This is a genomic window from Rhizobium sp. RAF36 (assembly GCF_052114105.1).
In the GTDB taxonomy this organism is placed as follows: Bacteria; Pseudomonadota; Alphaproteobacteria; order Rhizobiales; family Rhizobiaceae; genus Rhizobium.
This window is the reverse complement of sequence record NZ_JBFREC010000001.1, coordinates 489,610-511,398: the sequence shown is the minus strand read 5'-3', so window position 1 is coordinate 511,398 and position 21,789 is coordinate 489,610. Positions and strand designations below refer to the sequence as shown.

The window sequence follows — 21,789 nt, the reverse complement described above, 5'->3', positions numbered from 1 at the left end:
CGTGCATCTCTGCGCGGTGTGAGGGGGCGTATAAACAGGATATTCGACCTTGTCTAGCGCCCCTGGAAAAATTCTTCGATTAATTCGGAGATTTTTCTGCATGGCTGAAATGCAATGAAATCAAAGGTCGAGCGAACCCGTTGCCAGACGCACTGCCTGGCCGCCGATCCGGGCATTCGAGATCGCCCCGCCCTCCACATCCATGTGCAGATGGATCACCGAGGGCCGCCCCATTTCCACACCCTGCTCGACAGTGATCGGGTGATGACCATCGGGCAGCCGGTCGAAATGATGGATCGCGCCCGACAATGCGGCGACCGCGGAGCCCGTCGCCGGGTCTTCGGTGATCCCCATTCCGCTCGCAAACATCCGGGCATGGAACTTCGCCGAATGGTTCGGCCCGCCGCGGCAATAGATATAGGCCGACGCCAAGGCCCCATCGACGAAGGGCACGGTCTTCTCCCAAAGCTGCGGGTCGAACTCCATGCGCTTGGCCGCGCCGATATCGTGGATGGGCACCAGCAGGAACGGCACGCCGGCGCTCCAGATGCAGGGCACATGATTCTCGAAGCCGATCTCGGTCACCTTCAGCGACAGCGCGTTGGCAATCCCGAGCTTTTCGAGCGGCATGCTGATCTGTTGCGATTTGCGCGGCAGGTCGAACTCGGCGAAGCTCGCCTCGCCCTCGCGCAGCTTCACGGCACAGCGCACCGGGCCAACATTCTCCTCCAGCACGCAGACGAGATCGAGCGCTCCATCCTTGCCATGTGTCCGCTCGGCCAGCGCGATCGCCGTGCCAACGGTCGGGTGACCGGCAAACGGCAGCTCACGCCCCGGCGTGAAGATGCGGATCCTGGCGCTGTAAGCCGGATTCGTCGCCTTCTGGACGAAAACGGTCTCGGAAAGATTGGTCTCACGGGCGATCGATTGCATCGCCTCATCGCTCAAGTCCTCGCCGTCGAAGATGACGGCCAGCGGATTGCCGGCGAGTTTGCGGTCGGTGAACACGTCATAGACGCTGTAGCTGCGCGCCACATCGGCCTCCTTGAATCGGTCATCGAAGGCTCAACCTGCCCGACCGGCGAAACGAGTGCAAGATATTAGGTTTCGATTGGATTACCGAAATACCAATCGATCACGGGGAACATCGCGACGTTATAGGGAAAGGCGGCGTGATCGGCCGAACGGATGGCGACGGCACCGGCGATTTCCTTGTCCTCGGCAACAAGCATATGGGCCGCGATCCTCGCGACGATTTCGTCGGCGGTCAGATCGAAACGGAACATCCGGAAGATCGTCACCGTACGCCTGAAATGGCTGGCATAGTAGCGTTCGCCCGGCGTCGAATCGGCAAGGTCGAGGCCGGTTTCCTCCAATACCTCGCGGCGCATGTTGAATTCGACGTCGCAGACACCGGATACGATATCCTCGGGCTCCAGCGAACCGGCGGCGAAATAGACCTGGCCGGGATTGGCGGTATGCGCCCCCATGCGGATCGCCACCAGCGCGCCGTCGGCGCTTTCAATGACAGGATAGGCGAAGAGATGCGTGCCGCCCATGCGATCCTGCTGGCGGCGCCAGTACATGAAGGTCGAGAAGGGTATGATATATCCCTGCCCCTGTAGCCCCTCCTCCCCAAATGCCAACTGGTGCTGAAACACCATGCGCCCGTCGAACAGAGCCGGATTGGCCTCGACTTCAGCCTTCCAGTTCGCGGCGATCTCGTCTCGCCGCGATTCGCGGTAGGGATGTTCGCCATCGAGCACCCGAAGGTTCAGGGCAGCGACGGGAAATACGGTCTGCTCCGGCGGCCAGCCGGCAAAATCCTCGGAAAATATGGAATTCATTTTAAATCCAATGTCATGACTACGGGGCAATGGTCGGATGCTTTCGGCCGGTCCCAGCCGGTGCGCGGATAACGCTCCACCTCCTGGCCCGGCGGAAACACGGTGCGGAAGGGCTGGCCGTTGCGGATGATCTCGGGCTTGCGCCCGCTATTGGCGGCGGAAAGCGCCGGTGACAGCCAGATATAGTCGAGCTGGCAAAGCCACTGCTCCTGCGGGCCGCGGGCGTGGTAGAGCGTCCAGCGATCGATCGGGTCGCGGCGGCGCATGACATTCTCCGCAAAGCCGTCATGGCTGAAAGCGTCGAGCGCGCTTTCCGTCTCGTCGCGATGCTCGAAACGGTAGCCGGTCCGCCGGCTTCCGATCACGTCGACGCGCTCCTGATAATCATTCATGTCGCCGCAGATGGCGAAATTCTTCGAGGCTGTCGCGCCCGCGCCAAATCGAGCCTCGATGATCCGCCGCACCGCCCTCGCCTCGGCCCGCCTCACCGGCATGGTCGATTGCCGGCCATCGAGGCCATCGCGCGGACTGCCCATCGATTTGAAATGCACGACATAGAGCGTGAAAGGCACCCCGCCGATCAGGAGATCGAGCTCCAGGCAATCACGCTTGAACACCTTGTCGTCGATATGTCCATGCGCCGCAAGTGTGTCGTCGAACAGACCGAGATCGCGATAGGTCACCATCGCGTGGCTCTTGATCTCGCGAAGCTCGATCTTCTGGCCGTCGCGGGTCTCCTCGCGCATCAGCACGGCGACGTCGATGCCACGGCTGTCATTGCCCTCGACCAGATATTTCTGCCGGTAGCCGTTGCCGACCATGCGGAACAGATAGCCGTATTCGAAGGCCTGCAGCGCCGCCATGTTGTCGATTTCCTGCAGGCAGAGGATATCGGCGTCGGCATCGGCAATCGCGAGCGCCGTCATCTGCCGCGTGTCATCGGTGGAGGCAATCACACGCGCCTGCTCCAGCTGCTGGTAGACACCTTCGTTGCGCACTTCGAAGAGTTGGATGACCCGGTCCTGGCGCAGCTGGTTGCGAAAGCCGGTGAAGTCGAAACGCGTCATCAGGTTTTCGACATTGAGCGTGGCAAGGCGAAGCGACATCAGGCATTCCCGGTTGGCATCGCAGCCATTAGTAGAGTCGAAAATCGCGTTCGTGAAGGCCGCAAAAGATTAGAGCCGCCACGCCGACCGCAAGGTCACCGCCAGCCGGTCGCCCGCCGAAACCGGCTGGCGGCTGAAGGCGCGCAGGATTTGCCCATCGGCCAGCGACAGCTTCAGGGCGTAGCGCTCGCCTTCGAAAAGCACGGATTCGACCAACGCAGGGATACCTTCACCGCCAACGCTCACATCTTCGGGGCGAACGAGGATGTCGCAGCCGGCGCCATCGGCAGCAGCGCCGTCAAGCAAGTTCCGCATCGTCTCCCAATCGAGATTTCTGACATCACCGGCAGAAGACTTCAGATGAAGGATAGCGCCGCGGCCGATCAATCCGCCGACCATGCGGCCCTCCGGGCGGGCATAGATTTCGGCGGGTGGTGCGACCTGCAGCAGCCGTCCTTCGGACATCACGGCGACATCAGTCGCCAGGGCCATCGCCTCACTCTGATCATGCGTCACATAGATCATCGTCGCGCCCGAACGCTGGTGAAACTCGCGAAATGTCTCTTCCATCTCCTGCTTCAGGTGGCGGTCGAGATTGGCCAGCGGCTCGTCGAGCAGCACGACATCCGGCGACGTCACCAGGCAGCGCGCGAGCGCCACACGCTGCCGCTGGCCGCCCGACAGGTCCGCGGGACGCCGCTCCGCATAGTCGCCAAGCCTGACGGTCGCCAGCGCCTCCTGCACCTTGCGGCGATAGGCATCGCCGGTGATACCCCTGACCTTGAGCGGATAACCGGCATTGTCGGCAACGCTCATATGCGGCCACAGCGCATAGGACTGGAAGACCATCGCCATATTGCGCTTCTCGGGCGGTAGCGATTGCGATGCATCGGCAAGCAGCCGCTCGCCGAGATGGATCGAACCGTCCGTCGGCGTCTCGAAACCGGCAATCATCCTCAGAACCGTCGTCTTGCCGCAGCCGGAAGGACCGAGCAGCGCCAGGAACCCGCCTTCCCGCACATCGAGCGACAGACCATCGACCGCCGCTCGTCCGGTGCCGAAATCCTTGCTGACGTGATTGAGCGTCAGTTTCGCCACGGCACCACTCCCTTGGGCAGCCGCTTTGCCAGCAATTCCAGAAGCAGCATCATGAAGACGACCATCAGCACGACAAGCACGGACAGCGCCGAAGCGAGGTCCGAGCTGCCGCTGTCGTCGAGATTATAGATCGCTACACCGAGCGTCTGCGTCCCCGCCGACCAGAGCAGCGCCGAAATCGTCAGCTCGTTGCAGGCGATCAGAAAGACGAGAATGACGGAAGCACCGGCCGCAGGCGCAATCAGCGGCACGATGATATCGGCCAGCCTGCGGAAAAAGCCGGCGCCCGCAAGACGCGCCGCCTCTTCCAGAGCCGGATCCAGCTGATGGAAGGCGCTGACGACGGGCTTCAGGCTGACAGCAAAGAAGCTCGACAGATAGGCGAGAAGAATGATCCAGACAGTACCGTAAAGCGTGATGTTGAGCACCGGCAGCGGCGCAGCAAAGACGAGGATGAACGAGACGGCGACGACGATGCCCGGCAGCGAATAGGGAATTTCGATCACGCTCGAGACGGCACGCGCCAGGAGATCGCGGCGCCGGCTAAGCGCATAGGCAGTCAGCACCGTCACCAACAGGAGACATACCGCAGCACCTGCGGCCAGCGACAGCGAATTGACGAATGCCGTCCGCGTCACCGCCTGCCGGAACAGGATCTCGTCAAAGGCATGGAAGGTCATGGTCTTGAATGTCAGCGGCACGCCATAGGCGGGCACCAGCGCACCGGCGACGAGCGCGAAGAACGGTGCTGCCAGCATGAAGAACAGGATAAGCCAGAGAAGCGGCGTCAAGAGAATCTTCCACGATCCGAGCTCGAAGGCAGCCGTCGCCCCCGACAGGCCGAGCACCCGGTAATCGCGGCCGCGCAGCGCCCGGTCCTGGATCGCCAGACCGGCGACCGAGATCAGCGCGATGATGGCGGAGAGCAGCGCGACGTCGCCGAATGTCCGGCTGGTGAAGGCCGAGAATTTCGAGAAGATCAGCGTCGGCAGCGTATAGATCGATGCCGGAATGCCGAGAATGGCAGGAATGCCGAAATTGCCGGTGCAGGAAACGAAGGATATCGCCGCACCGGCGATAACGCCGGGCAGTGACAGTGGCAGAATGATATCGCGGAACACGCGAAGGCTCGACGCACCCGATAGCCGCGCCGCCTCGACGCCATCGCGCGGCAGGCTCATCAGACTGGCCCGCAGCGCCAGGTAAACCAGCGGCGCATGCTGCACACCGTAAAGCAGCGCGATGCCGCCGACCGAATAGAGCGGCTGTGGCGTGCCGAGCGGCGGAGCGATATGCAGCGCCTTCAGAAGCGGACTGGAGGGTCCGGACATCTGCACCCAGGCAAGTGCCGTCACCTGCGGCGGGATCATCATCGGCAGCACGAAAAGGAAGCTGACGAGCCCCCTGCCGCGGATATCCGTCAGCGTCAGCACGAATGCGAAGATGCAGCCGATCACCAGCGAAATGACGGTGCCAAGAATGGCGGTCACCAGCGTGTAATAGGTCGCCGACCAGAGCGCCGGATCAGAGAGCACTGCTGCTGCGCCGCCCTCTGCGAATGCCTCAATGCCGGCGACGGCAAGTCGCGCCAGCGGCAGCACGCTGAGAATAAGCACCACCAGAGCGATAAAAGGAAACAGCCAGACTGGCTGGCTGTTTCCCGGACGAACATAACCTTGCATCGGCGATCCGGTTCGATCAATTCGATCCGTAGATGCCCGAGAAGGTCTTCAGATCCTGATCCGTGTTCTTCAGTGCTTCAGCGGCATTGATCGGCAGCACCTTGATGCTGTCGCGTGCCGGAAAGCCTTCCGGAACCTTCATGCCGTTGCGGGCCGGAATATAGCCGAGTTTCAGGAAGCCTTCCTGGCCTTTTTCCGACAGAACGTAGTCGACGAATTTCTTCGCCGCGTCGGCATTCTTGGCGCCGGCGAGAATGCCGACAGGTTCGGTCACGGCCGAAACACCCTCTTCCGGGAACACGAATTCGACAGGCGCGCCCTTGGCCTTTTCGCGGATCGGCATGTAATCGACGACGACGCCGTAAGCTTTTTCGCCCGAAGCCACCGACTTCAGGATCGCGCCGTTACCACCGGCAGCCGTCGCACCATTGCCGGCGAGCGCCTTGTAGTAATCCCAGCCGAGGCCCGGAACGGCCGCCAGCGTCTGCGCATGAATCAGCGCTGCACCGGAGGTCAGCGGGCTCGGCATGGTCACGAGGCCCTTGGCTTCGGGCTTTGCCAGATCCTTCCAACTCGTCGGCTTCATGCCGGCCGAGGTGTTGTACATGATGCCTGTCGTGATCAGCTTGGTGGAATAGTAGTAGCCGTCAGCGTCGTAGAGCGCCGCATCGTAGTTGACGGCTTCCGGCGACTTGTAGGCGAGCAGCTTGCCCGCTTCCTTCAGGCGCTCAAGCGTCACGGTATCGGCGATCAGCAGCACGTCGGCAACCGGATTGCCGGCTTCGATCTCGGCCTGCAGCTTCGCCATGATCTTCGGCGTGCCATCGCGCACCCAATCGACCTTGATATCGGGATTGGCGGCCATGAAGCCATCGACGGTCGCCTGCGCGTCCTCGTTCGGCTGGCTGGTATAGAGAACCAGATTGCCGGCATGGGCCGAAACGGAGGCAAGACCTGCCGCGATCAGCGCGGCCAGTGCGGAGAGCTTCTTGTTCATGGCGATATCCCTGAGCGTGAATGTTAGCCGTTCCATAGACAGGCCGAATAACATGATTGTGACATCCGGCCAAAGATGCCGGAGGCGTGACATCAGCTCTGCGCTTGACCGCAGCGCGCCGGCGCTATTTTCTTGCGGCGGATTGCGTGTTTCCGTTCAAATTTTGGGAGAGAGAATTATGGAATACCGTCTGCTTGGCCGTTCCGGCCTGAAAATCTCGACAGTCACCATGGGCACCATGACCTTCGGCGGCGTCGGCTGGGCCAAGGCAACCGGCAGCCAGGACGTGGCTGAGGCAAGCCGCCTCGTCGACATGTGCCTGGATGCCGGCGTCAACCTGATCGATACCGCCGACGTCTATTCGTCCGGCGCCTCGGAGGAAATCATCGGCGAGGTACTCGGCGGCAAGCGCAAGAGCGGCGTCATGCTCGCCACCAAGGCGCGCTTCCGCATGGGCGACGGACCGAACGACGTCGGCTCCTCGCGCCAGCACCTGATCGAAGCCTGCGAAGCCAGCCTGCGCCGGATGAAGACCGATGTCATCGATCTCTATCAGCTGCATGAATGGGACGGCCAGACGCCGGTCGAGGAAACCATGGAGGCCCTCGATACGCTCGTGCGCCAGGGCAAGGTCCGCTATATCGGCTGCTCGAACTTTTCCGGCTGGCATATCATGAAGGCGCTCGGCGTCTCCAGGGAGCACAACTACCAGCGCTTCGTCAGCCAGCAGATCCACTATACGCTGGAAGCCCGCGATGCCGAATACGAGCTGCTGCCCGTGTCGATCGACCAGGGCCTCGGCGTTCTCGTCTGGAGCCCGCTGGCCGCTGGCCTCCTTTCCGGCAAGCACCGCCGCAACCAGGCAACGCCCGAGGGCACGCGCCAGTTCGCCGGCTGGCCGGAGCCGCCGATCCGCGACGAGAACCGCCTGTGGAATATCGTCGATGTGCTGGTCTCGATCGCCGAAACCCGTGGCGTCTCGGCCGCCCAGGTGGCCCTCGCCTGGCTCATCGGCCGCCGGGCGGTGACTTCAGTCGTCATCGGCGGACGCACGGAAGCGCAGTTCAAGGATAATCTCGCCGCCGCCGAACTGACGTTGACCGCCGAAGAGCGGAAGCGCCTCGACGATGTCAGCGTCCCGCCGCTGCTCTATCCCTACTGGCACCAGCGCAACACCGCGAGCGACAGGCTGAGCGAGGCCGATCTCGAGCTGCTCGCCCCGCATCTCAACCCGTAATCAGAGCATGATCGGCGCCCACGGGCGCCTATTTCCTTTGCGATCAGCGAGGCGTTATCCGCCGAGCCCTTCAAGCGTCTTCGTGAATCTCAAGCCGGTATGTTGATACCCGCAACGTTCATAGAGGCGGTGCGCGTCTTCGCGGCGGGAGCTGGGTTTCACTGTCGCGAGGCGGGCGCCGCTATCATAGAGCCAGCGCTCGCCATGTGCGACTAACAGTCCTGCGATACCTTTGCCTCTGAAGTTCGAGGAAACCACCAGCGCTGTGATGGCGCCATCGAGATCGTCTCGATAGAGAGTAGGAATGACGGACAAGGCGATCATTCCCGCCACTGCACCCTCTTCATCGGCGACAAAGATCGCGTAGTCCTCGCGGTCGCTCAGCCGCTCGATTCGGGCGGCCATGTTGTCCGACGTTGTCGGATACCCCAGCTCAGCCATCAGTTTTGCCAGGTCCTCGACATCCGACGGAGTAGCACTCCTGACCTTGATCCCGCTCATCGTCTTCCCTCAACCTTCGAAATTGGCGGGAAGATGCAGCGCGAGGCGAGTCGATGCAACCAAGCATCCGGCGTGAAAAAGCCAACCTTTGCCGGACCGGCTCCTAGAGCGCACCAACCTCGCTGGCCACCAGCTTGCCGAGGCGGCCGATACCCTCCTCGATCATCGTATCGTTGGCGCAGGAGAAACTGAGGCGGATGGTGTTGGCGCCCGAGCCGTCGGCGAAGAACGCCTTGCCGGGCACGAAGGCCACCCTCGTGGTCTCGATCGACTTGGCCAGCAGCGCCGCGCCGTCCATGCCCTCAGGCAGGGTGATCCAGATGAACATCCCGCCCTCGGGCTTCGTCCAGCTGACGCCGGCAGGCATGTGCCGTGCAAGGGCATCAAGCATCGCATCGCGGCGATGGCTGTAGGCCGCCTTGATCTTCGCCACCTGCGCATCGAAGCCACGCTCGGCAACCTCGGCAATGGCCATCTGGTTGATGGTCGAGGAATGCAGGTCGGCCGCCTGTTTCATCAGCACCAGCTTGCGAATGACCTGGGCATTGGCAACGATGAAGCCGACGCGCAGACCCGGCGCCAGCGTCTTCGAGAAACTGCCACAATAGATCGTGCGGGTAAGGCTGATATGACCCTTCCTGGCGATCTCGAGTGCCAGGATCGGCGGGATCGCCTCGCCGTCGTAGCGCAGGTTCTGATAGGCCGCGTCTTCGATGACCGCGACATCCAGCTCTTCGGCCAGCGCCAGCACCTTTTCGCGCCCCTCGCGATCGACGCTCTCGCCGGTCGGATTGGAGAAATCGGACGAGAGATAGGCGAACTTCACCTTGCCACCATTCTTTTCGGCCGCCGTCCGATAGCTGTCCGGCGTCCGGTTGCCGTTGGGCGTCAGCTGGTCGTAGGACGGCTCATAGGCGTTGAACGCCTGCAGCGCACCGAGATAGGTGGGCCAGGTGACCAGCGCGGTATCCTTCGGCGACAGGAACAGCTTCCCGAGATAATCGAGCCCCTGCTGCGAACCCGAGACGATGAAGACGTTTTCGGTCTCGCAGGCAATACCGAGCCCGGCCATCTGCGTCACCAGCCATTCGCGCAGCGGCTTGTAGCCTTCGCTGACGGAATATTGCAGCGCCGAATTCACCGCCGCGCCGTCGAAGATGCCGGCATAGGCCGCCTTGAATTCCCTGTCCGGAAACAGCGCCGGATCCGGAATGCCGCCGGCAAAGGAAATGATATCGGGCTGGTCGAGCAGCTTCAGCAGCTCGCGGATCTCAGACGCACGCATCCGCGACGAACGCGTCGCAAACATTTCATCCCAGTTCAACATGGGGTTTCCTCGCACTCTTTTTATAATATCAGCAGATCATCACGCTCCGGAATTTATGTCAACAATACTGACCTATTTTCTTGTCGCGGTGACAAGTTCGTACAGATTGGCATCCAGAAGGCCTGCGCATGCGGAAATCGGCCGGAATTCCCGGGACATTCGCCGCATCCCGCCATGATTCCGCTCAGGAAATGCGGAAACTCGGCGAAACAGACCTTTCCAAAACAGGGGCGGCAGCAGTAGTGTGCCGCCCATTATTCAATGGACTACCAAGGTGCCAGCAATGACCGCGACGTCGCCCTCTCCTGAAATCACAATCGAATTCCACAAATCTCCCGTCTCCGACGCAGACCGCACCAAGGCGATCGAAACGCCGGGCTTCGGCAAGGTCTTTACCGATCACATGGTTCTGGCGAAATGGACGGCCGACAAGGGCTGGCACGACGCAAAGGTCACCGCCCGCCGCCCGCTGGAACTCGACCCGGCAAGCGCCGTTTTGCACTACGCCCAGGAAATCTTCGAGGGCATGAAGGCCTACAAGGCTGATGACGGCCGCGTGCTGCTCTTCCGGCCGGAAGAAAATGCCCGCCGTTTCGCCCAGTCTGCCGCCCGCATGGCGATGCCCGCCGTGCCGGAAGAACTGTTCCTGAAGGCCGTCGAGGAGCTCGTCCGTGTCGACAAGAACTGGATCCCCACGGGTGATGCCAGCCTCTACCTTCGCCCCTTCATGTTCGCCAATGAGGCGTTCCTGGGCGTTCGCCCGGCGCAAGAATATATCTTCTGCGTCATCGCCTCGCCGGTCGGCGCCTATTTCAAGGGCGGCGCCAAGGCCGTCTCTCTTTGGGTCGAGACCGAATATACCCGCGCAGCCGCCGGCGGCACCGGTGCAGCGAAGTGCGGCGGCAACTACGCAGCCAGCCTCGTGGCACAGGCAGAAGCCTCAAAGAAGGAATGCGACCAGGTCGTCTTCCTCGATGCAGCCGAACACCGCTGGGTCGAAGAACTCGGCGGCATGAATGTCTTCTTCGTGATGAACGACGGATCGGTCGTCACCCCGCCGCTCGGCGGCACCATCCTGCCCGGCATCACACGCGCTTCGGTCATCGTGCTTGCCGAAGAAAAGGGTCTGCGCGTCGAGCAGCGCCCCTATTCCTTTGCCGAATGGCAGGCCGATGCCAAGAGCGGCAAGCTCGTCGAAGCCTTCGCCTGCGGTACCGCCGCCGTTCTCGCCGGTATCGGTCTCGTCCGCCATGCCGGCGGCGAGTTCCTGGTCGGCGACGGCCAGACCGGCAAGCTGACCACCGATCTACGCCAGCAGCTCGTCGGCCTGCAGAAGGGCACCACCAATGACGAGCGCGGCTGGACCCGCCTCATTCCGGCCTGATCAGCATTTGGCCGAAACACCAAACGTTTTACGGAAACCGGGCCTCTCGCCCGGTTTCTTGCTTTAGGGAGCAGAGCAAGTGTCCAAAGACGAAACCTCAGCCTTCTATGACGGCAACGCCGAGACCTACGCGTCGCGCGAGCGCCGGCTTCCAACCGCAAGGCTCGACGCTTTGCTTGCAACCCTGCCATCGGGCGCGAAAATCCTCGAACTCGGCTGTGGCGGCGGGCAGGACAGCGCCTACATGCTGGAGAAAGGCTTCGACGTCACGCCGACCGACGGCTCGCCCGAACTCGCCAGGCAGGCGGAAAAGCTGATTGGCAGGCCTGTGACGGTCATGCGCTTCCAGGATCTGGAAGCAGTCGAGGCATTCGACGGCGTATGGGCCGAAGCCAGCCTGCTGCATGTTCCGCGCGCCGAACTCCCCGATGTCTTCACCCGCATCCGCGGCGCGCTGAAGCCCGAAGCGCCGATGCATGCGAGCTTCAAGAGCGGCGAGGCCGAAGGCCATGACGGCCTCGGCCGCTATTACAATTACCCCTCTGTCGATTGGCTGACCGAATGCCTGTCTTCAGGCGGCTGGCGCGACATTGCGCTATCGGAAGCCGATGGCGGCGGATACGACGGCAAGCCGACCCGCTGGCTTTTTGTAACCGCCCGCAAATGAGAAAGGCCGGAGCTTGCGCCCCGGCCTCTCGCAAAATCAGTCGCGGAAGCGATCAGTTGACCGACTTGTCGACCAGCTTGTTCTTGCCGATCCACGGCATCATGCCGCGCAGCTTGGCGCCGACTTCTTCGATCTGGTGGCTGTCGTTCATGCGGCGGATGCCCTTGAAGCGCGAGCCGCCTGCGCGGTATTCCTGCATCCAATCCGAGGTGAACTTGCCGGTCTGGATGTCGTGCAGAACGCGCTTCATTTCAGCCTTGGTTTCAGCCGTGATGATGCGCGGGCCGGTGACGTATTCGCCCCATTCTGCAGTGTTCGAGATCGAGTAGTTCATGTTGGCGATACCGCCTTCATAGATCAGGTCGACGATCAGCTTCACTTCGTGCAGGCACTCGAAATAGGCCATTTCAGGAGCATAGCCTGCTTCCGTCAGGGTTTCGAAACCGGCGCGGATCAGCTCGACGAGACCGCCGCAGAGAACGACCTGTTCGCCGAAGAGGTCGGTTTCGCACTCTTCGCGGAAGTTGGTTTCGATGATGCCCGAACGGCCGCCGCCGACGCCACAGGCGTAGGAGAGAGCGAGTTCAAGAGCGTTGCCCGAAGCGTTCTGGTGAACGGCAACGAGGCAGGGAACGCCGCCGCCTTTCTGGTATTCGCCGCGAACCGTGTGGCCCGGGCCCTTCGGCGCGATCATGACGATGTCGACGGATGCCTTCGGCTCGATGAGGCCGAAATGGATGTTGAGGCCGTGGGCGAAAGCGATCGCAGCGCCGTCACGGATGTTGGCAGCGATGTCGGCCTTGTAGATGTCGGCCTGGAGCTCGTCCGGGGTCGCCATCATCATCAGATCGGCCCAGCCGGCAGCTTCGGCAACGGTCATGACCTTGAAGCCGTCGGCTTCGGCCTTCTTGATCGTCGGCGAACCGGCCTTGAGGCCGATGACGACGTTCTGTGCGCCTGAATCCTTCAGGTTCAGCGCATGGGCGCGGCCCTGCGAACCGTAGCCGATAATGGCGACCTTCTTGGACTTGATCAGGTTGAGATCGGCATCACGATCGTAATAGACGCGCATTGTAAAGTTCCTTCCCTTTTGCTTGTCGCATCGTTTGATAGAAGCGGAAAATCAGGCGAGTGCCGGCATTTCCGCGAGAACCTTCTCCGTTCCGTACAGACGCAGGAAGGCGGTGACCGCCCTCTCCGCCTGACGGGCGGTATCCTTGAGGCCCGGTTCGCCGAGCAGCATGCGCACATGCAGATCGGAGACAACAAGGCCGTAAAGCGTGTGATATGCCTCATCGGCATCATGGAAGCGCAGGAGCCCTGCCCGCTTGCCGGCATCGATCAGCGCCATGGCGCGGCGGTCGATCTGGCGGCGGCCGCGTTCGAGCAAAAGCTTTCCGAGCTTGGAGCCGTCGCGATGCGACTGGCCGATCGCCAGCCGGTTCAGCGCCAGCGACACGTCGCCCGCCAGAACCTCCAGCAAATCGCGTGCAAAAATGACGACGTGATCGTGCAGGCTGGCGGATGTCAGGCGTTCGCCGTTGCGCTCGAAAGTGCGCACCTTGCTGGCCTGATAGGCAATCATCGCCGACAGCAGGCCGTCGCGGTCGCCGAACCACTTGTAGAGGCTTTCTTTCGAGCAGTTGGCGGCGCGCGCCACACCCGAGGTCGTCAGCGCTTTTTCTCCGCCATCGACGAGAAGCTGCAACGCCTGCTCCAGAACGGCGTTCTGACGCGGCGAAAATTCGCTGGGCTCCAAGGTTTCGACAGACACGATATGCGCTCCCAAATACGTACCGTACCGTACGGTTCGCGACGTCTTATGCCGGAGCCTATAATCGCCGTCAAGCGAAATTCGTTGCTGCAACGCATCAAAAAACAGCGGCTATTCGGCGGCCATCTGCCCGCGCATGGCGTCGATGTCCTTCAGCGGCGGCAGACCGTAGAGGCGGCCATATTCGCGGCTGAATTGCGACGGGCTCTGGTAGCCGACGCGGTAGCCGGCGGTGGCGACATCCACACGCTCGGTCAAAAGCAGGCGCCGCGCCTCGTGCAGCCGCAGCTGCTTCTGATATTGCATCGGCGTCATCGCCGTCACCGCCTTGAAATGGTGATGCAATGACGAGACGCTCATGCTGACATGATCGGCCAGCGCCTCGATCCGCAACGGTTCAGCAAAATTCGTCCGCAGCCAGGCGACGGCGCGGGCAACCTTGTGGCTCTGGCTTTCCGCCAGCGTCATGTCGAGCAGCCGCGAACCATCAGGTCCCGTCAGCAGCCGGTAGGAGATCTCCTGCTCGATCAGCGGCGCCATGGCGGCGATGTCATCGGGATTGTCGAGAAGCCGCAGCAGCCGGGCAGATGCATCGATCAGCTCCGGCGGCGCCGTCTTCACGACCAGGCCGCGCGAATCCTCCGGCGGCGGCGTGGCGCGCGAAACCTTGGTGCGCGGCAACAGGTCGCTCAGCTTCTCGCTGTCGATGAACAGCGTGAAGCAGAGATAGGGAACATCGGCCGTCGCCTGCGTCACATGCGAGGCGACAGGCAGATCGAGCGACGTCAGCACATATTGACCGGCGCCGTAGACATGCACGTCGGAGCCGACCATCAGCCGCTTGCTGCCCTGGAGAACCAGCGAGAAACTCGGCTTGTAGGCTACGTGCTGCAGCCGTGTCGGACAGCTGCCCTTGAACACATGCAGGTTCTCGATCGCCGTTTCGGAATTCCCGTCCTTCTTGGCATAACGGGCAATGATCGATGTCATCTCATCGAAGGGGCCAATATGTAACGTCATAACATTACCGTTTATTTTCTTGATATTACGCCTGCGGCGCTTGCCCAAATGATGGGATGGATCGTGCTCTTGCGCAAGGAGATTTGCAGGATCGTACAAAAAGCTTGCAGGATCGCTATACCGCTTTTGATGCGACCCGGGGCATAGTCCGCCATCCCTTCCACCCTCCTGAAAAGAAGGAAACTACCCATGCCCATCGCTAAAGGCTATGCCGCAACCGATGCCTCCAAGCCGCTGACACCGTTCACCTTCGAACGGCGCGAGCCCAATGCCGACGACGTCGTCATCGACATCAAGTTTGCCGGCATTTGCCATTCGGACATTCACACTGTCCGCAACGAGTGGAAGAACGCCGTCTACCCGATCGTTCCGGGCCACGAAATCGCCGGCGTCGTCACGGCCGTCGGATCCGCCGTCACCAAGTTCAAGATCGGCGACCACGTCGGCGTCGGCTGCTTCGTCGACAGCTGCGTTGGCTGCGCCAGCCGCGATGTCGACAACGAGCAGTACATGCCCGGCCTCGTCGGCACCTACAACAGCGTCGAAGCCGACGGCAAGACGGCGACCCAGGGCGGCTATTCCGACTCGATCGTCGTCAAGGAAGGCTACGTCCTGTCGATCCCGGAAAACCTGCCGCTCGACGCTTCCGCGCCGCTGCTCTGCGCCGGTATCACCCTCTACTCGCCACTCAAGCACTGGAATGCCGGCCCCGGCAAGAAGGTTGCGATCGTCGGTATGGGCGGTCTCGGCCATATGGGCGTGAAGATCGGCGCCGCCATGGGCGCTGACATCACCGTGCTCTCGCAGTCGCTGTCGAAGAAGGAAGACGGCCTGAAGCTCGGAGCCAAGGAATATTACGCGACGAACGATGCCGAGACCTTCACGAAGCTCGCCGGTACCTTCGACCTGATCATCTGCACGGTCAGCGCCGAAATCGACTGGAATGCCTATCTCGGCCTGCTCAAGGTCAACGGCTCGATGGTCGTGGTCGGCGCCCCTGAAAACCCGATCCCGGTTCACGCCTTCTCGCTGATCCCGGGCCGCAAGAGTATTTCGGGCTCGATGATCGGTTCGATCAAGGAAACCCAGGAAATGCTGGATTTCTGCGGCGAGCACAACATCGTCTCGGAGATCGAGAAGATCAACATCCAGCAGGTCAACGAAGCCTACGAACGCGTTCTGAAGAGCGACGTCCGCTACCGCTTCGTCATCGACATCGCCTCGCTGGCGGCCTGATTCCTTTAGGAGGTGGCGCCAAGCGCGCCACCTCTCATCCTTTGCCTGTCACAGAAATCCGGCCCGAGCGCGCCAAACTTCTCCTAATTCTCCTCCCGCATCGTCTCCTTCTGCGTGATCAGCCGCGCGCTGTGCTGGCCGCTGAGATAGATCCACAGCCAGCTCCAGGCGACGGCGAAGCGCGAGCGTGTGCCGATCAGGAAGTAGATGTGGGCAAGGCCCCAGACCCACCAGGCCAGCCACCCTTTCAGCTTGATCCTGCCGAAATCCATGATCGCCGCGCTCTGGCCGATGGTCGCGAGGCTGCCCTGATGCCGGTAGCGGAAGTCGCCGGGCGGCTGCCGGCTCGCAATCCGGGCGCGAATGACTTTCGCGGCATAGGCGCCCTGCTGCTTGGCGGCCGGCGCAATGCCCGGCACTGGCTTGCCGCCCTCCTGGATCACCGACGCCGTGTCGCCGATGACGAAGACATCGGGTAGTCCCGGCGCCGTCAGGTTCTTCTCGACCACGGCACGCCCTGCCCGGTCGGCCTCCACACCCAGCCATTTCGCCGCCGCCGACGCCTGGACGCCTGCAGCCCAGACGATCGTCCGGCTCGGAATGAACTTCTCGCCGATCGATACGCCCTCGACGCTGCAATTGGTGACGGGTTCGCGAAGATGCACCTCGACGCCGAGCTTTTCGAGCTCGCGCTGCGCGTAGGCCGACAGCTCCCCGGCAAAGGCAGGCAGCACGCGCGGCCCGGCCTCGACCAGCACCACCCGCGTCTTGCGGGTATCGATGTTGCGGAACTCGCCGGGCAAGGTCTTGTGCGCCAGCTCGGCGATGATGCCGGCCAGTTCCACGCCTGTCGGACCCGCGCCGACGATGGTGAAGGTCAGGAGCGCCTCGCGGGCAACAGGATCGGTTTCGACCTCGGCACGTTCGAAGGCGATCAGCAGGCGGCGGCGGATGGTCGTCGCGTCCTCCAGCGTTTTCAGCCCGGGCGCCACCGGCTCCCACTCGTCGCGGCCGAAATAGGCATGTGTCGCACCGGTCGCGAGCACCAGCGTGTCGTAAGGTAACGATATCCCGTTACGCAAGGTCACGATCTTTGCCGCGGTATCGACACCGGCGACCTCCCCAAGCAATGTCGTTACGTCAGGACGGTTGCCATAGAGATGGCGGATCGGCCAGGCGATCTCGGAGGTGGAAAGGATGGTCGTTGCGACCTGATAGAGCAGAGGCTGGAAAAGATGATGATTGCGCCGGTCGACGAGCGTGATTGCCGCCCCCGCGCCCTTCAGATCGTTGACGAGCTGTAGCCCGCCGAAACCGCCGCCGACAACGACGACGCGATGTTCGCTCATGACAACCCCCTTGTGCGCCATTCAGCCAACGCCAATGTCGTCAATTCCGCGGGGCTTTCAATGGATGTTTGCGAATAGCTCCCTTGCACTTACCCGGCATAACTAACGGGAATGGTGGTGCCGCTCTTCAATATCTCCATCGAGATCGATGCCGAGACGTCGAAGAGCTCTATCTTGCGGACGATCTGCTTGTAGATCACGTCGTAATGCTCGACGCGCGGCAGAACGATCTTCAGGATATAGTCGTAATTGCCGGTCAGCCTGTGCGCCTCGACGATCTCAGGAACGCTGCTGATCGCTCTGCGGAAGCTCTCGATCCATTCATCCGAATGATGCGCCGTCTTGATCAGTGCAAAGACCGTGGTCGGCACGCCCATCTTTTCGCGGTCGAGGACGACGATCCGCCGGGCGATATAGCCGCTTTCCTCCAGCCGCTGGATGCGACGCGAGCAGGCCGAGACCGACAGCGAAACACGCTCGGAGAGATCGCTGACGGAAACGCCTGCGTCCGCCTGTAGCAGGTCGAGAATCTTCCGATCGCGATCATCCAGCATTGCCAAACCTTAAATTCACGCCGATTTTTTGCACATTACTGGAAAATGGCGCAAACTCAAAGCCGCTTGCTGCAATATCGCCCGAACAATGCAAACATTCGGCGCCACGCCTGCGGCATGATCTGCCTATCGAAATCAACAAACGGGAACACGGAAATGCGGACAATCGGCCTGATCGGCGGCATGAGCTTCGAAAGCTCCGCGGTCTACTATCGCCTGGTCAACGAGATGGTGCGCGAGCGCCTCGGCGGCCTCGCCTCGGCCGAAGTGCTGATGCATTCCGTGAATTTCGAAGAGATCGTTTCAATGCAGAAGGCCGGCGATTGGGATGGCGCGGCGCGCCGTCTCGGCGACGTTGCGCTGAAGCTCCAGGTCGGCGGCGCCGACTGCGTGCTGATCTGCACCAACACCATGCACCTGATCGCCGAACAGGTCGCCGCGCGCATTTCCGTGCCGTTGATCCATATCATCGACGAAACGGCTTCGGCGCTGAAGGCTGCCGGGCGCAAGCGCCCCTTGCTGCTCGCCACCCGCTACACGATGGAACACGGATTCTATGCCGACCGCATGAAGAGCCTCGGCGTCGAGATCGCCGTGCCGGAAGTCGAAGACCGCACAGTCGTTCATGACATCATCTTCAACGAACTTTGCGCCGGTAAGGTGCTGGATTCGTCGCGCGAAAAGCTGATGCGGATCATCGAACGCGAGATGGCCAAGGGTGCAGACAGCATCATTCTCGGCTGCACAGAGATCTGCCTGATCCTCGACCCGAACAATCTGCCACTGCCGGGATTCGACACCACGACGATCCATGCGAAGGCCGCGATTGAATTTTCGCTAGGTGCCGACCGCAAGCGGGAAGCCGCCTGATAAATATTTGACTCAGTCAACTAAATATTGGACAAGGTCTCCAATAGGAGATCTTGTCCATGACCGATTCAGCGCTCATCGAAGCCGCCCGCGATTTCAACCGCTTCTATACGAACCTGCTCGGCGTGCTGAACAAGGCCTATCTCGATACGCCCTTCGCGCTGACGGATGCACGGGTGCTGTTCGAAATCGGCTCGCATGACGGCATCGGCGCCGCCGCACTTGCCGCCGATCTTCATCTCGACCCTGCCTATCTCAGCCGCATCCTCAAACGCTTCAAAGCCGAAGGGCTGGTCGAGACTGAGGCCGATCAAGGTGACCGGCGCAGCCAGACCATCCGCGTCACCAGCAAGGGACAGGCGCAATTCCAGGATTTCGGCCGCCGCTCCAATGCCCAACTGGCCGAACGCTTCGACCGGCTGGCGGATGGCGAGCCGCAGAACATCGTGTCCGCAATGCAGACGATCCGCTCGCTTCTCGATCCCAAGACGCAGCCGCCCGCCCCGGTCATCCGCGCCCACCGCCCCGGCGACATGGGCTGGATCGTCCAGAGCCAGGGCAAGGCCTATGTCGAGGAATATGGCTGGAACATGCGCTTCGAAGGCCTCGTCGCCGAGGTCGCCGGCAAGTTCCTGGCGAATTTCGATCCCGCGATGGAATATTGCTGGATCGCCGAGCGCAACGGCATCAACATCGGCTCAGTGCTGATCACCAATGGCGGCGACGGCATTGCCAAGCTCCGCTTGCTCTATATCGACAAGGCGGCGCGCGGCCTCGGCCTTGGCAGGACGCTGGTCAACGAATGCATTCGCTTTGCCCGCGCGAAGAATTACCGGCAGATCTCGCTCTGGACCAACGATGTCCTGCATTCGGCGCGCGCGATCTACGTCAAGGCGGGATTCCAACTTGTCTCCGAAGAGAGACACAGCATGTTCGGCACCGAAGAGAACGGCCAGACCTGGGTGCTGGATCTCTGAAATCAGCTGTCACGAATATTTCGCTTGATTTGGAAACGATCATTTCCTAATTGAGTGAACCATGAGCACGCTTGCCCCCGAAGATATAAGCCGCAGCCGCGGCCGCCCGCGCGAATTCGACATGGACGCCGCCCTCGACAAGGCGCTCGCCGTCTTTTCCGAACGCGGCTACCACGCCACCTCAATCAGCGAACTGACCGAGGCGATGGGGCTAACCTCCGGCAGCGTCTACAAGGCCTTCAAGGACAAGCGCGGCGTCTTTCTCGCCGCCTTCGACCGCTATCGCAAGATCCGCCGCGGCAAGATTACCGAGAGCATGGCGGGTGCAGAGACCGGACGGCAGAAACTGCGCGCCCTGCTCGGCCTCTACGCCGTCTCGTCGCACGGCGAATCCGGCCGCCGCGGCTGCCTCGTCGTCGGCAGCGCCAATGAGATCGCCACCTTCGATCCGGAAGCCGCCAAGCGCATCGAGGATGCCTTCACCTCGAACGAGGAATTCATCCTCGACCTCATCCTGATCGGACAGGCCGACGGGTCCGTTGCGCCGTCGATCGATGCCGCATCGGCGGCGATCAGCCTGCTCTGCGTGATGAACGGCATGCGCGTCGTCGGCAAGACCGGCAGTACCGCGGCCGAAATGAATGCCGTCGCCGACACCGCCATGAAATTACTGACCTGACGCCGCCGCCAAAGCGGCTGACCTGAACCGACTTTTATACCGATCCTCCCCCAGATCCGCATACTGGAGTTCCCATGAGCATTTCTTCAGCAACGGATGAGACGGCCGCCGCCCCGGCCATCTCGTCCCTGATGACATTTCTGTTTGCAGCCACCTGCGGCCTCGTCGCCGCCAATCTCTATTACGGCCAGCCGCTGGCAGGCCTCATCAGCGCCGATCTCGGCTTCACGCCCGCCGCAACCGGTCTCATCGTCACCTTGACCCAGATCGGCTACGGCCTTGGCCTGCTGCTGATCGTGCCGCTCGGCGATCTTCTCGAAAACCGCCGCCTGATCTTGCTCCTGATCGGCGTCTCCGCCGTCGCCCTCATTGGTGCATCCTTCGCCTCGACCCCGGCGCTCTTCCTGCTGGCCTCGCTCTGTATTGGCCTGTCCTCCGTCGCCGTTCAGGTGGTCGTGCCCTTCGCCGCCCATATGGCGCCGGATGAAAGCCGCGGCCGTGTGGTCGGCAATGTGATGAGCGGCCTGCTCTGCGGCATCATGCTGGCCCGTCCCTTCGCCAGCTTCGTCGCCGAAGCCTCCTCCTGGCACATGGTCTATTACGTCACCGCCGTCTTCATGGTGCTGCTGGTCCTGCTGCTCCGCGCCACGCTGCCGGTGCGCACACCGCATACGAAGCTGAGCTATGGTGCGCTCCTCGCCTCCATGGGCCATCTCGCCATGACCTCCCGGGTCCTGCAGCGCCGCGCGCTCTACCAGGCCGGTATGTTCGGGGCCTTCAGCCTGTTCTGGACGACGACGCCGTTGCTGCTCTCCAGCCCGGCTTTCGGCTTCAGCCAGAACGGCATTGCGCTCTTCGCCCTTGCAGGCGCTGCCGGCGCCATCGCTTCCCCGATCGCCGGACGCCTCGCCGACCGCGGCCTGACGAAGGTGGCATCGACGCTTGCCATGGTGCTTGCGATGGTATCGTTCCTCGTCAGCCATTTCGCCACCGACGGATCGACGCTGGCAATCGGCCTCCTGACGGCTTCCGCCATCCTGCTCGACTTCGGTGTCACCACCAATCTCGTCTGCAGCCAGCGCACGATCTTCTCGATCAGCGCCGAACATCGCAGCCGCCTCAACGGCCTGTTCATGGCGACATTCTTCATGGGTGGTGCTGCGGGCTCGGCGATCGGCGGCTGGGCCTATGCCACCGGCGGCTGGACGATGACGGCCTGGATCGGCTTCTGCTTCCCGGCCTTCGCCTTCCTGCTCTTCCTCACCGAGGGACGCGGCAAGTAAGCCGCGTCTCAGCCTTCCTAGAGCGTTTCCTGGTTATATTGAAGCATTCTGTTGGCTCAAACGGAGTCGGATGATCGACCGGCTGGCGCGCGGCGTAGCCAGATCTACGGCCAAGCCAGCCGGTCGATCAGGCGGCCCGTTTCAGCCAACCCTTCGGGCCGGGCATCTTTCCGCCAGGATCAAAGGCGATCGGCTCGACCG

General features: G+C 62.0%; 21 protein-coding genes. 8 read left to right on the top strand and 13 right to left on the bottom strand.

Features of this window, described 5'->3' with window-relative positions:
* Positions 1-120 precede the first annotated feature (120 nt).
* From AB4Z25_RS02555 to AB4Z25_RS02530, 6 genes are all read right to left on the bottom strand, one after another.
* Complete coding sequence (locus AB4Z25_RS02555) at positions 121-1,035, bottom strand: PhzF family phenazine biosynthesis protein (protein WP_112537689.1); 915 nt, start codon at positions 1,033-1,035, stop codon at positions 121-123.
* Between the two features lie 65 nt (positions 1,036-1,100).
* Positions 1,101-1,847 (bottom strand): NUDIX hydrolase, encoded by a 747-nt coding sequence (locus AB4Z25_RS02550; RefSeq protein ID WP_442207839.1) that lies wholly within the window; start codon positions 1,845-1,847, stop codon positions 1,101-1,103.
* Positions 1,844-2,953 carry an endonuclease/exonuclease/phosphatase family protein gene (locus tag AB4Z25_RS02545; protein WP_442207838.1) on the bottom strand — a complete coding sequence of 370 codons (1,110 nt, stop codon included), beginning with the start codon at positions 2,951-2,953 and terminating at the stop codon, positions 1,844-1,846. The genes AB4Z25_RS02550 and AB4Z25_RS02545 overlap by 4 nt, the downstream gene beginning before the upstream one ends.
* Before the next feature lie 69 nt (positions 2,954-3,022).
* On the bottom strand, positions 3,023-4,051 hold the full coding sequence (locus AB4Z25_RS02540) for an ABC transporter ATP-binding protein (RefSeq protein WP_112537692.1): 1,029 nt from the start codon (positions 4,049-4,051) through the stop codon (positions 3,023-3,025).
* On the bottom strand, positions 4,039-5,733 hold the full coding sequence (locus AB4Z25_RS02535; protein ID WP_112537693.1) for an ABC transporter permease: 1,695 nt from the start codon (positions 5,731-5,733) through the stop codon (positions 4,039-4,041). Before AB4Z25_RS02535 ends, AB4Z25_RS02540 begins: the two co-directional genes overlap by 13 nt.
* A 16-nt stretch (positions 5,734-5,749) precedes the next feature.
* Complete coding sequence (locus AB4Z25_RS02530; protein ID WP_112537694.1) at positions 5,750-6,730, bottom strand: ABC transporter substrate-binding protein; 981 nt, start codon at positions 6,728-6,730, stop codon at positions 5,750-5,752.
* A gap of 178 nt (positions 6,731-6,908) precedes the next feature.
* On the opposite strand from AB4Z25_RS02530, the gene AB4Z25_RS02525 reads away from it, so the two are divergent.
* The gene (locus AB4Z25_RS02525) at positions 6,909-7,967 is read left to right on the top strand and encodes an aldo/keto reductase (RefSeq protein ID WP_112537695.1); all 1,059 of its coding nucleotides are present in this window, start codon (positions 6,909-6,911) and stop codon (positions 7,965-7,967) included.
* A gap of 54 nt (positions 7,968-8,021) precedes the next feature.
* Here the strand turns inward: AB4Z25_RS02525 and AB4Z25_RS02520 are convergent, their stop codons facing one another.
* Positions 8,022-8,468: a GNAT family N-acetyltransferase gene (locus AB4Z25_RS02520; protein ID WP_112537696.1), complete on the bottom strand. Its 447-nt coding sequence runs from the start codon at positions 8,466-8,468 to the stop codon at positions 8,022-8,024.
* 103 nt (positions 8,469-8,571) lie between these two features.
* The gene (locus tag AB4Z25_RS02515; RefSeq protein ID WP_112537697.1) at positions 8,572-9,795 is read right to left on the bottom strand and encodes an aminotransferase-like domain-containing protein; all 1,224 of its coding nucleotides are present in this window, start codon (positions 9,793-9,795) and stop codon (positions 8,572-8,574) included.
* Between the two features lie 283 nt (positions 9,796-10,078).
* Between AB4Z25_RS02515 and AB4Z25_RS02510 the strand changes: the two genes are divergently transcribed.
* Both AB4Z25_RS02510 and AB4Z25_RS02505 read left to right on the top strand, forming a co-directional pair.
* Positions 10,079-11,179 carry a branched-chain amino acid aminotransferase gene (locus AB4Z25_RS02510; RefSeq protein ID WP_112515956.1) on the top strand — a complete coding sequence of 367 codons (1,101 nt, stop codon included), beginning with the start codon at positions 10,079-10,081 and terminating at the stop codon, positions 11,177-11,179.
* 79 nt (positions 11,180-11,258) lie between these two features.
* Positions 11,259-11,846, top strand: coding sequence for a class I SAM-dependent methyltransferase (locus tag AB4Z25_RS02505; protein WP_112537698.1), 588 nt, complete (start codon positions 11,259-11,261; stop codon positions 11,844-11,846).
* 52 nt (positions 11,847-11,898) lie between these two features.
* Here the strand turns inward: AB4Z25_RS02505 and ilvC are convergent, their stop codons facing one another.
* The 3 genes from ilvC to AB4Z25_RS02490 all read right to left on the bottom strand — a co-directional run bounded on the left by ilvC (position 11,899) and on the right by AB4Z25_RS02490 (position 14,640).
* The gene (gene ilvC, locus AB4Z25_RS02500) at positions 11,899-12,918 is read right to left on the bottom strand and encodes a ketol-acid reductoisomerase (protein ID WP_112387060.1); all 1,020 of its coding nucleotides are present in this window, start codon (positions 12,916-12,918) and stop codon (positions 11,899-11,901) included.
* Positions 12,919-12,969: 51 nt separating this feature from the next.
* Positions 12,970-13,635, bottom strand: a complete 666-nt coding sequence (locus tag AB4Z25_RS02495) for a TetR/AcrR family transcriptional regulator (RefSeq protein WP_310294738.1) — start codon at positions 13,633-13,635, stop codon at positions 12,970-12,972.
* 96 nt (positions 13,636-13,731) lie between these two features.
* Positions 13,732-14,640 carry an AraC family transcriptional regulator gene (locus tag AB4Z25_RS02490; protein ID WP_112537699.1) on the bottom strand — a complete coding sequence of 303 codons (909 nt, stop codon included), beginning with the start codon at positions 14,638-14,640 and terminating at the stop codon, positions 13,732-13,734.
* Between the two features lie 189 nt (positions 14,641-14,829).
* Between AB4Z25_RS02490 and AB4Z25_RS02485 the strand changes: the two genes are divergently transcribed.
* A complete protein-coding gene (locus tag AB4Z25_RS02485) occupies positions 14,830-15,876 on the top strand; it encodes an NAD(P)-dependent alcohol dehydrogenase (protein ID WP_112537701.1) in 1,047 nt (348 codons plus the stop codon).
* 83 nt (positions 15,877-15,959) lie between these two features.
* On the opposite strand, the gene AB4Z25_RS02480 is transcribed toward AB4Z25_RS02485, so the two are convergent.
* Both AB4Z25_RS02480 and AB4Z25_RS02475 read right to left on the bottom strand, forming a co-directional pair.
* Entirely contained in the window at positions 15,960-17,225 is a 1,266-nt protein-coding gene (locus AB4Z25_RS02480) for an NAD(P)/FAD-dependent oxidoreductase (protein WP_112537994.1), read from the bottom strand.
* 89 nt (positions 17,226-17,314) lie between these two features.
* Positions 17,315-17,779, bottom strand: a complete 465-nt coding sequence (locus AB4Z25_RS02475; RefSeq protein WP_442207837.1) for an Lrp/AsnC family transcriptional regulator — start codon at positions 17,777-17,779, stop codon at positions 17,315-17,317.
* A 156-nt stretch (positions 17,780-17,935) separates the two neighbouring features.
* On the opposite strand from AB4Z25_RS02475, the gene AB4Z25_RS02470 reads away from it, so the two are divergent.
* The 4 genes from AB4Z25_RS02470 (at position 17,936) to AB4Z25_RS02455 (ending at position 21,588) form a co-directional block, all read left to right on the top strand.
* Positions 17,936-18,649: an aspartate/glutamate racemase family protein gene (locus AB4Z25_RS02470; protein WP_112537703.1), complete on the top strand. Its 714-nt coding sequence runs from the start codon at positions 17,936-17,938 to the stop codon at positions 18,647-18,649.
* A 59-nt stretch (positions 18,650-18,708) separates the two neighbouring features.
* Entirely contained in the window at positions 18,709-19,626 is a 918-nt protein-coding gene (locus AB4Z25_RS02465; RefSeq protein WP_442207836.1) for a bifunctional helix-turn-helix transcriptional regulator/GNAT family N-acetyltransferase, read from the top strand.
* Between the two features lie 61 nt (positions 19,627-19,687).
* A complete protein-coding gene (locus AB4Z25_RS02460) occupies positions 19,688-20,305 on the top strand; it encodes a TetR/AcrR family transcriptional regulator (RefSeq protein WP_112515950.1) in 618 nt (205 codons plus the stop codon).
* Positions 20,306-20,379: 74 nt separating this feature from the next.
* Positions 20,380-21,588, top strand: coding sequence for an MFS transporter (locus AB4Z25_RS02455; RefSeq protein WP_112537705.1), 1,209 nt, complete (start codon positions 20,380-20,382; stop codon positions 21,586-21,588).
* Positions 21,589-21,789 lie beyond the last annotated feature (201 nt).

Excerpts from the sequence above, each read along its gene's own strand:
- AB4Z25_RS02455 (WP_112537705.1), top strand. The coding sequence starts at position 20,380 with ATGAGCATTTCTTCAGCAACGGATGAGACGGCCGCCGCCCCGGCCATC.
- AB4Z25_RS02525 (WP_112537695.1), top strand. The coding sequence starts at position 6,909 with ATGGAATACCGTCTGCTTGGCCGTTCCGGCCTGAAAATCTCGACAGTC.
- AB4Z25_RS02535 (WP_112537693.1), bottom strand. The coding sequence starts at position 5,733 with ATGCAAGGTTATGTTCGTCCGGGAAACAGCCAGCCAGTCTGGCTGTTT.
- ilvC (WP_112387060.1), bottom strand. The coding sequence starts at position 12,918 with ATGCGCGTCTATTACGATCGTGATGCCGATCTCAACCTGATCAAGTCC.
- AB4Z25_RS02465 (WP_442207836.1), top strand. The coding sequence starts at position 18,709 with ATGACCGATTCAGCGCTCATCGAAGCCGCCCGCGATTTCAACCGCTTC.
- AB4Z25_RS02550 (WP_442207839.1), bottom strand. The coding sequence starts at position 1,847 with ATGAATTCCATATTTTCCGAGGATTTTGCCGGCTGGCCGCCGGAGCAG.
- AB4Z25_RS02520 (WP_112537696.1), bottom strand. The coding sequence starts at position 8,468 with ATGAGCGGGATCAAGGTCAGGAGTGCTACTCCGTCGGATGTCGAGGAC.
- AB4Z25_RS02545 (WP_442207838.1), bottom strand. The coding sequence starts at position 2,953 with ATGTCGCTTCGCCTTGCCACGCTCAATGTCGAAAACCTGATGACGCGT.
- AB4Z25_RS02510 (WP_112515956.1), top strand. The coding sequence starts at position 10,079 with ATGACCGCGACGTCGCCCTCTCCTGAAATCACAATCGAATTCCACAAA.
- AB4Z25_RS02460 (WP_112515950.1), top strand. The coding sequence starts at position 19,688 with ATGAGCACGCTTGCCCCCGAAGATATAAGCCGCAGCCGCGGCCGCCCG.
- AB4Z25_RS02470 (WP_112537703.1), top strand. The coding sequence starts at position 17,936 with ATGCGGACAATCGGCCTGATCGGCGGCATGAGCTTCGAAAGCTCCGCG.
- AB4Z25_RS02515 (WP_112537697.1), bottom strand. The coding sequence starts at position 9,795 with ATGTTGAACTGGGATGAAATGTTTGCGACGCGTTCGTCGCGGATGCGT.
- AB4Z25_RS02490 (WP_112537699.1), bottom strand. The coding sequence starts at position 14,640 with ATGACGTTACATATTGGCCCCTTCGATGAGATGACATCGATCATTGCC.
- AB4Z25_RS02475 (WP_442207837.1), bottom strand. The coding sequence starts at position 17,779 with ATGCTGGATGATCGCGATCGGAAGATTCTCGACCTGCTACAGGCGGAC.
- AB4Z25_RS02480 (WP_112537994.1), bottom strand. The coding sequence starts at position 17,225 with ATGAGCGAACATCGCGTCGTCGTTGTCGGCGGCGGTTTCGGCGGGCTA.
- AB4Z25_RS02530 (WP_112537694.1), bottom strand. The coding sequence starts at position 6,730 with ATGAACAAGAAGCTCTCCGCACTGGCCGCGCTGATCGCGGCAGGTCTT.
- AB4Z25_RS02485 (WP_112537701.1), top strand. The coding sequence starts at position 14,830 with ATGCCCATCGCTAAAGGCTATGCCGCAACCGATGCCTCCAAGCCGCTG.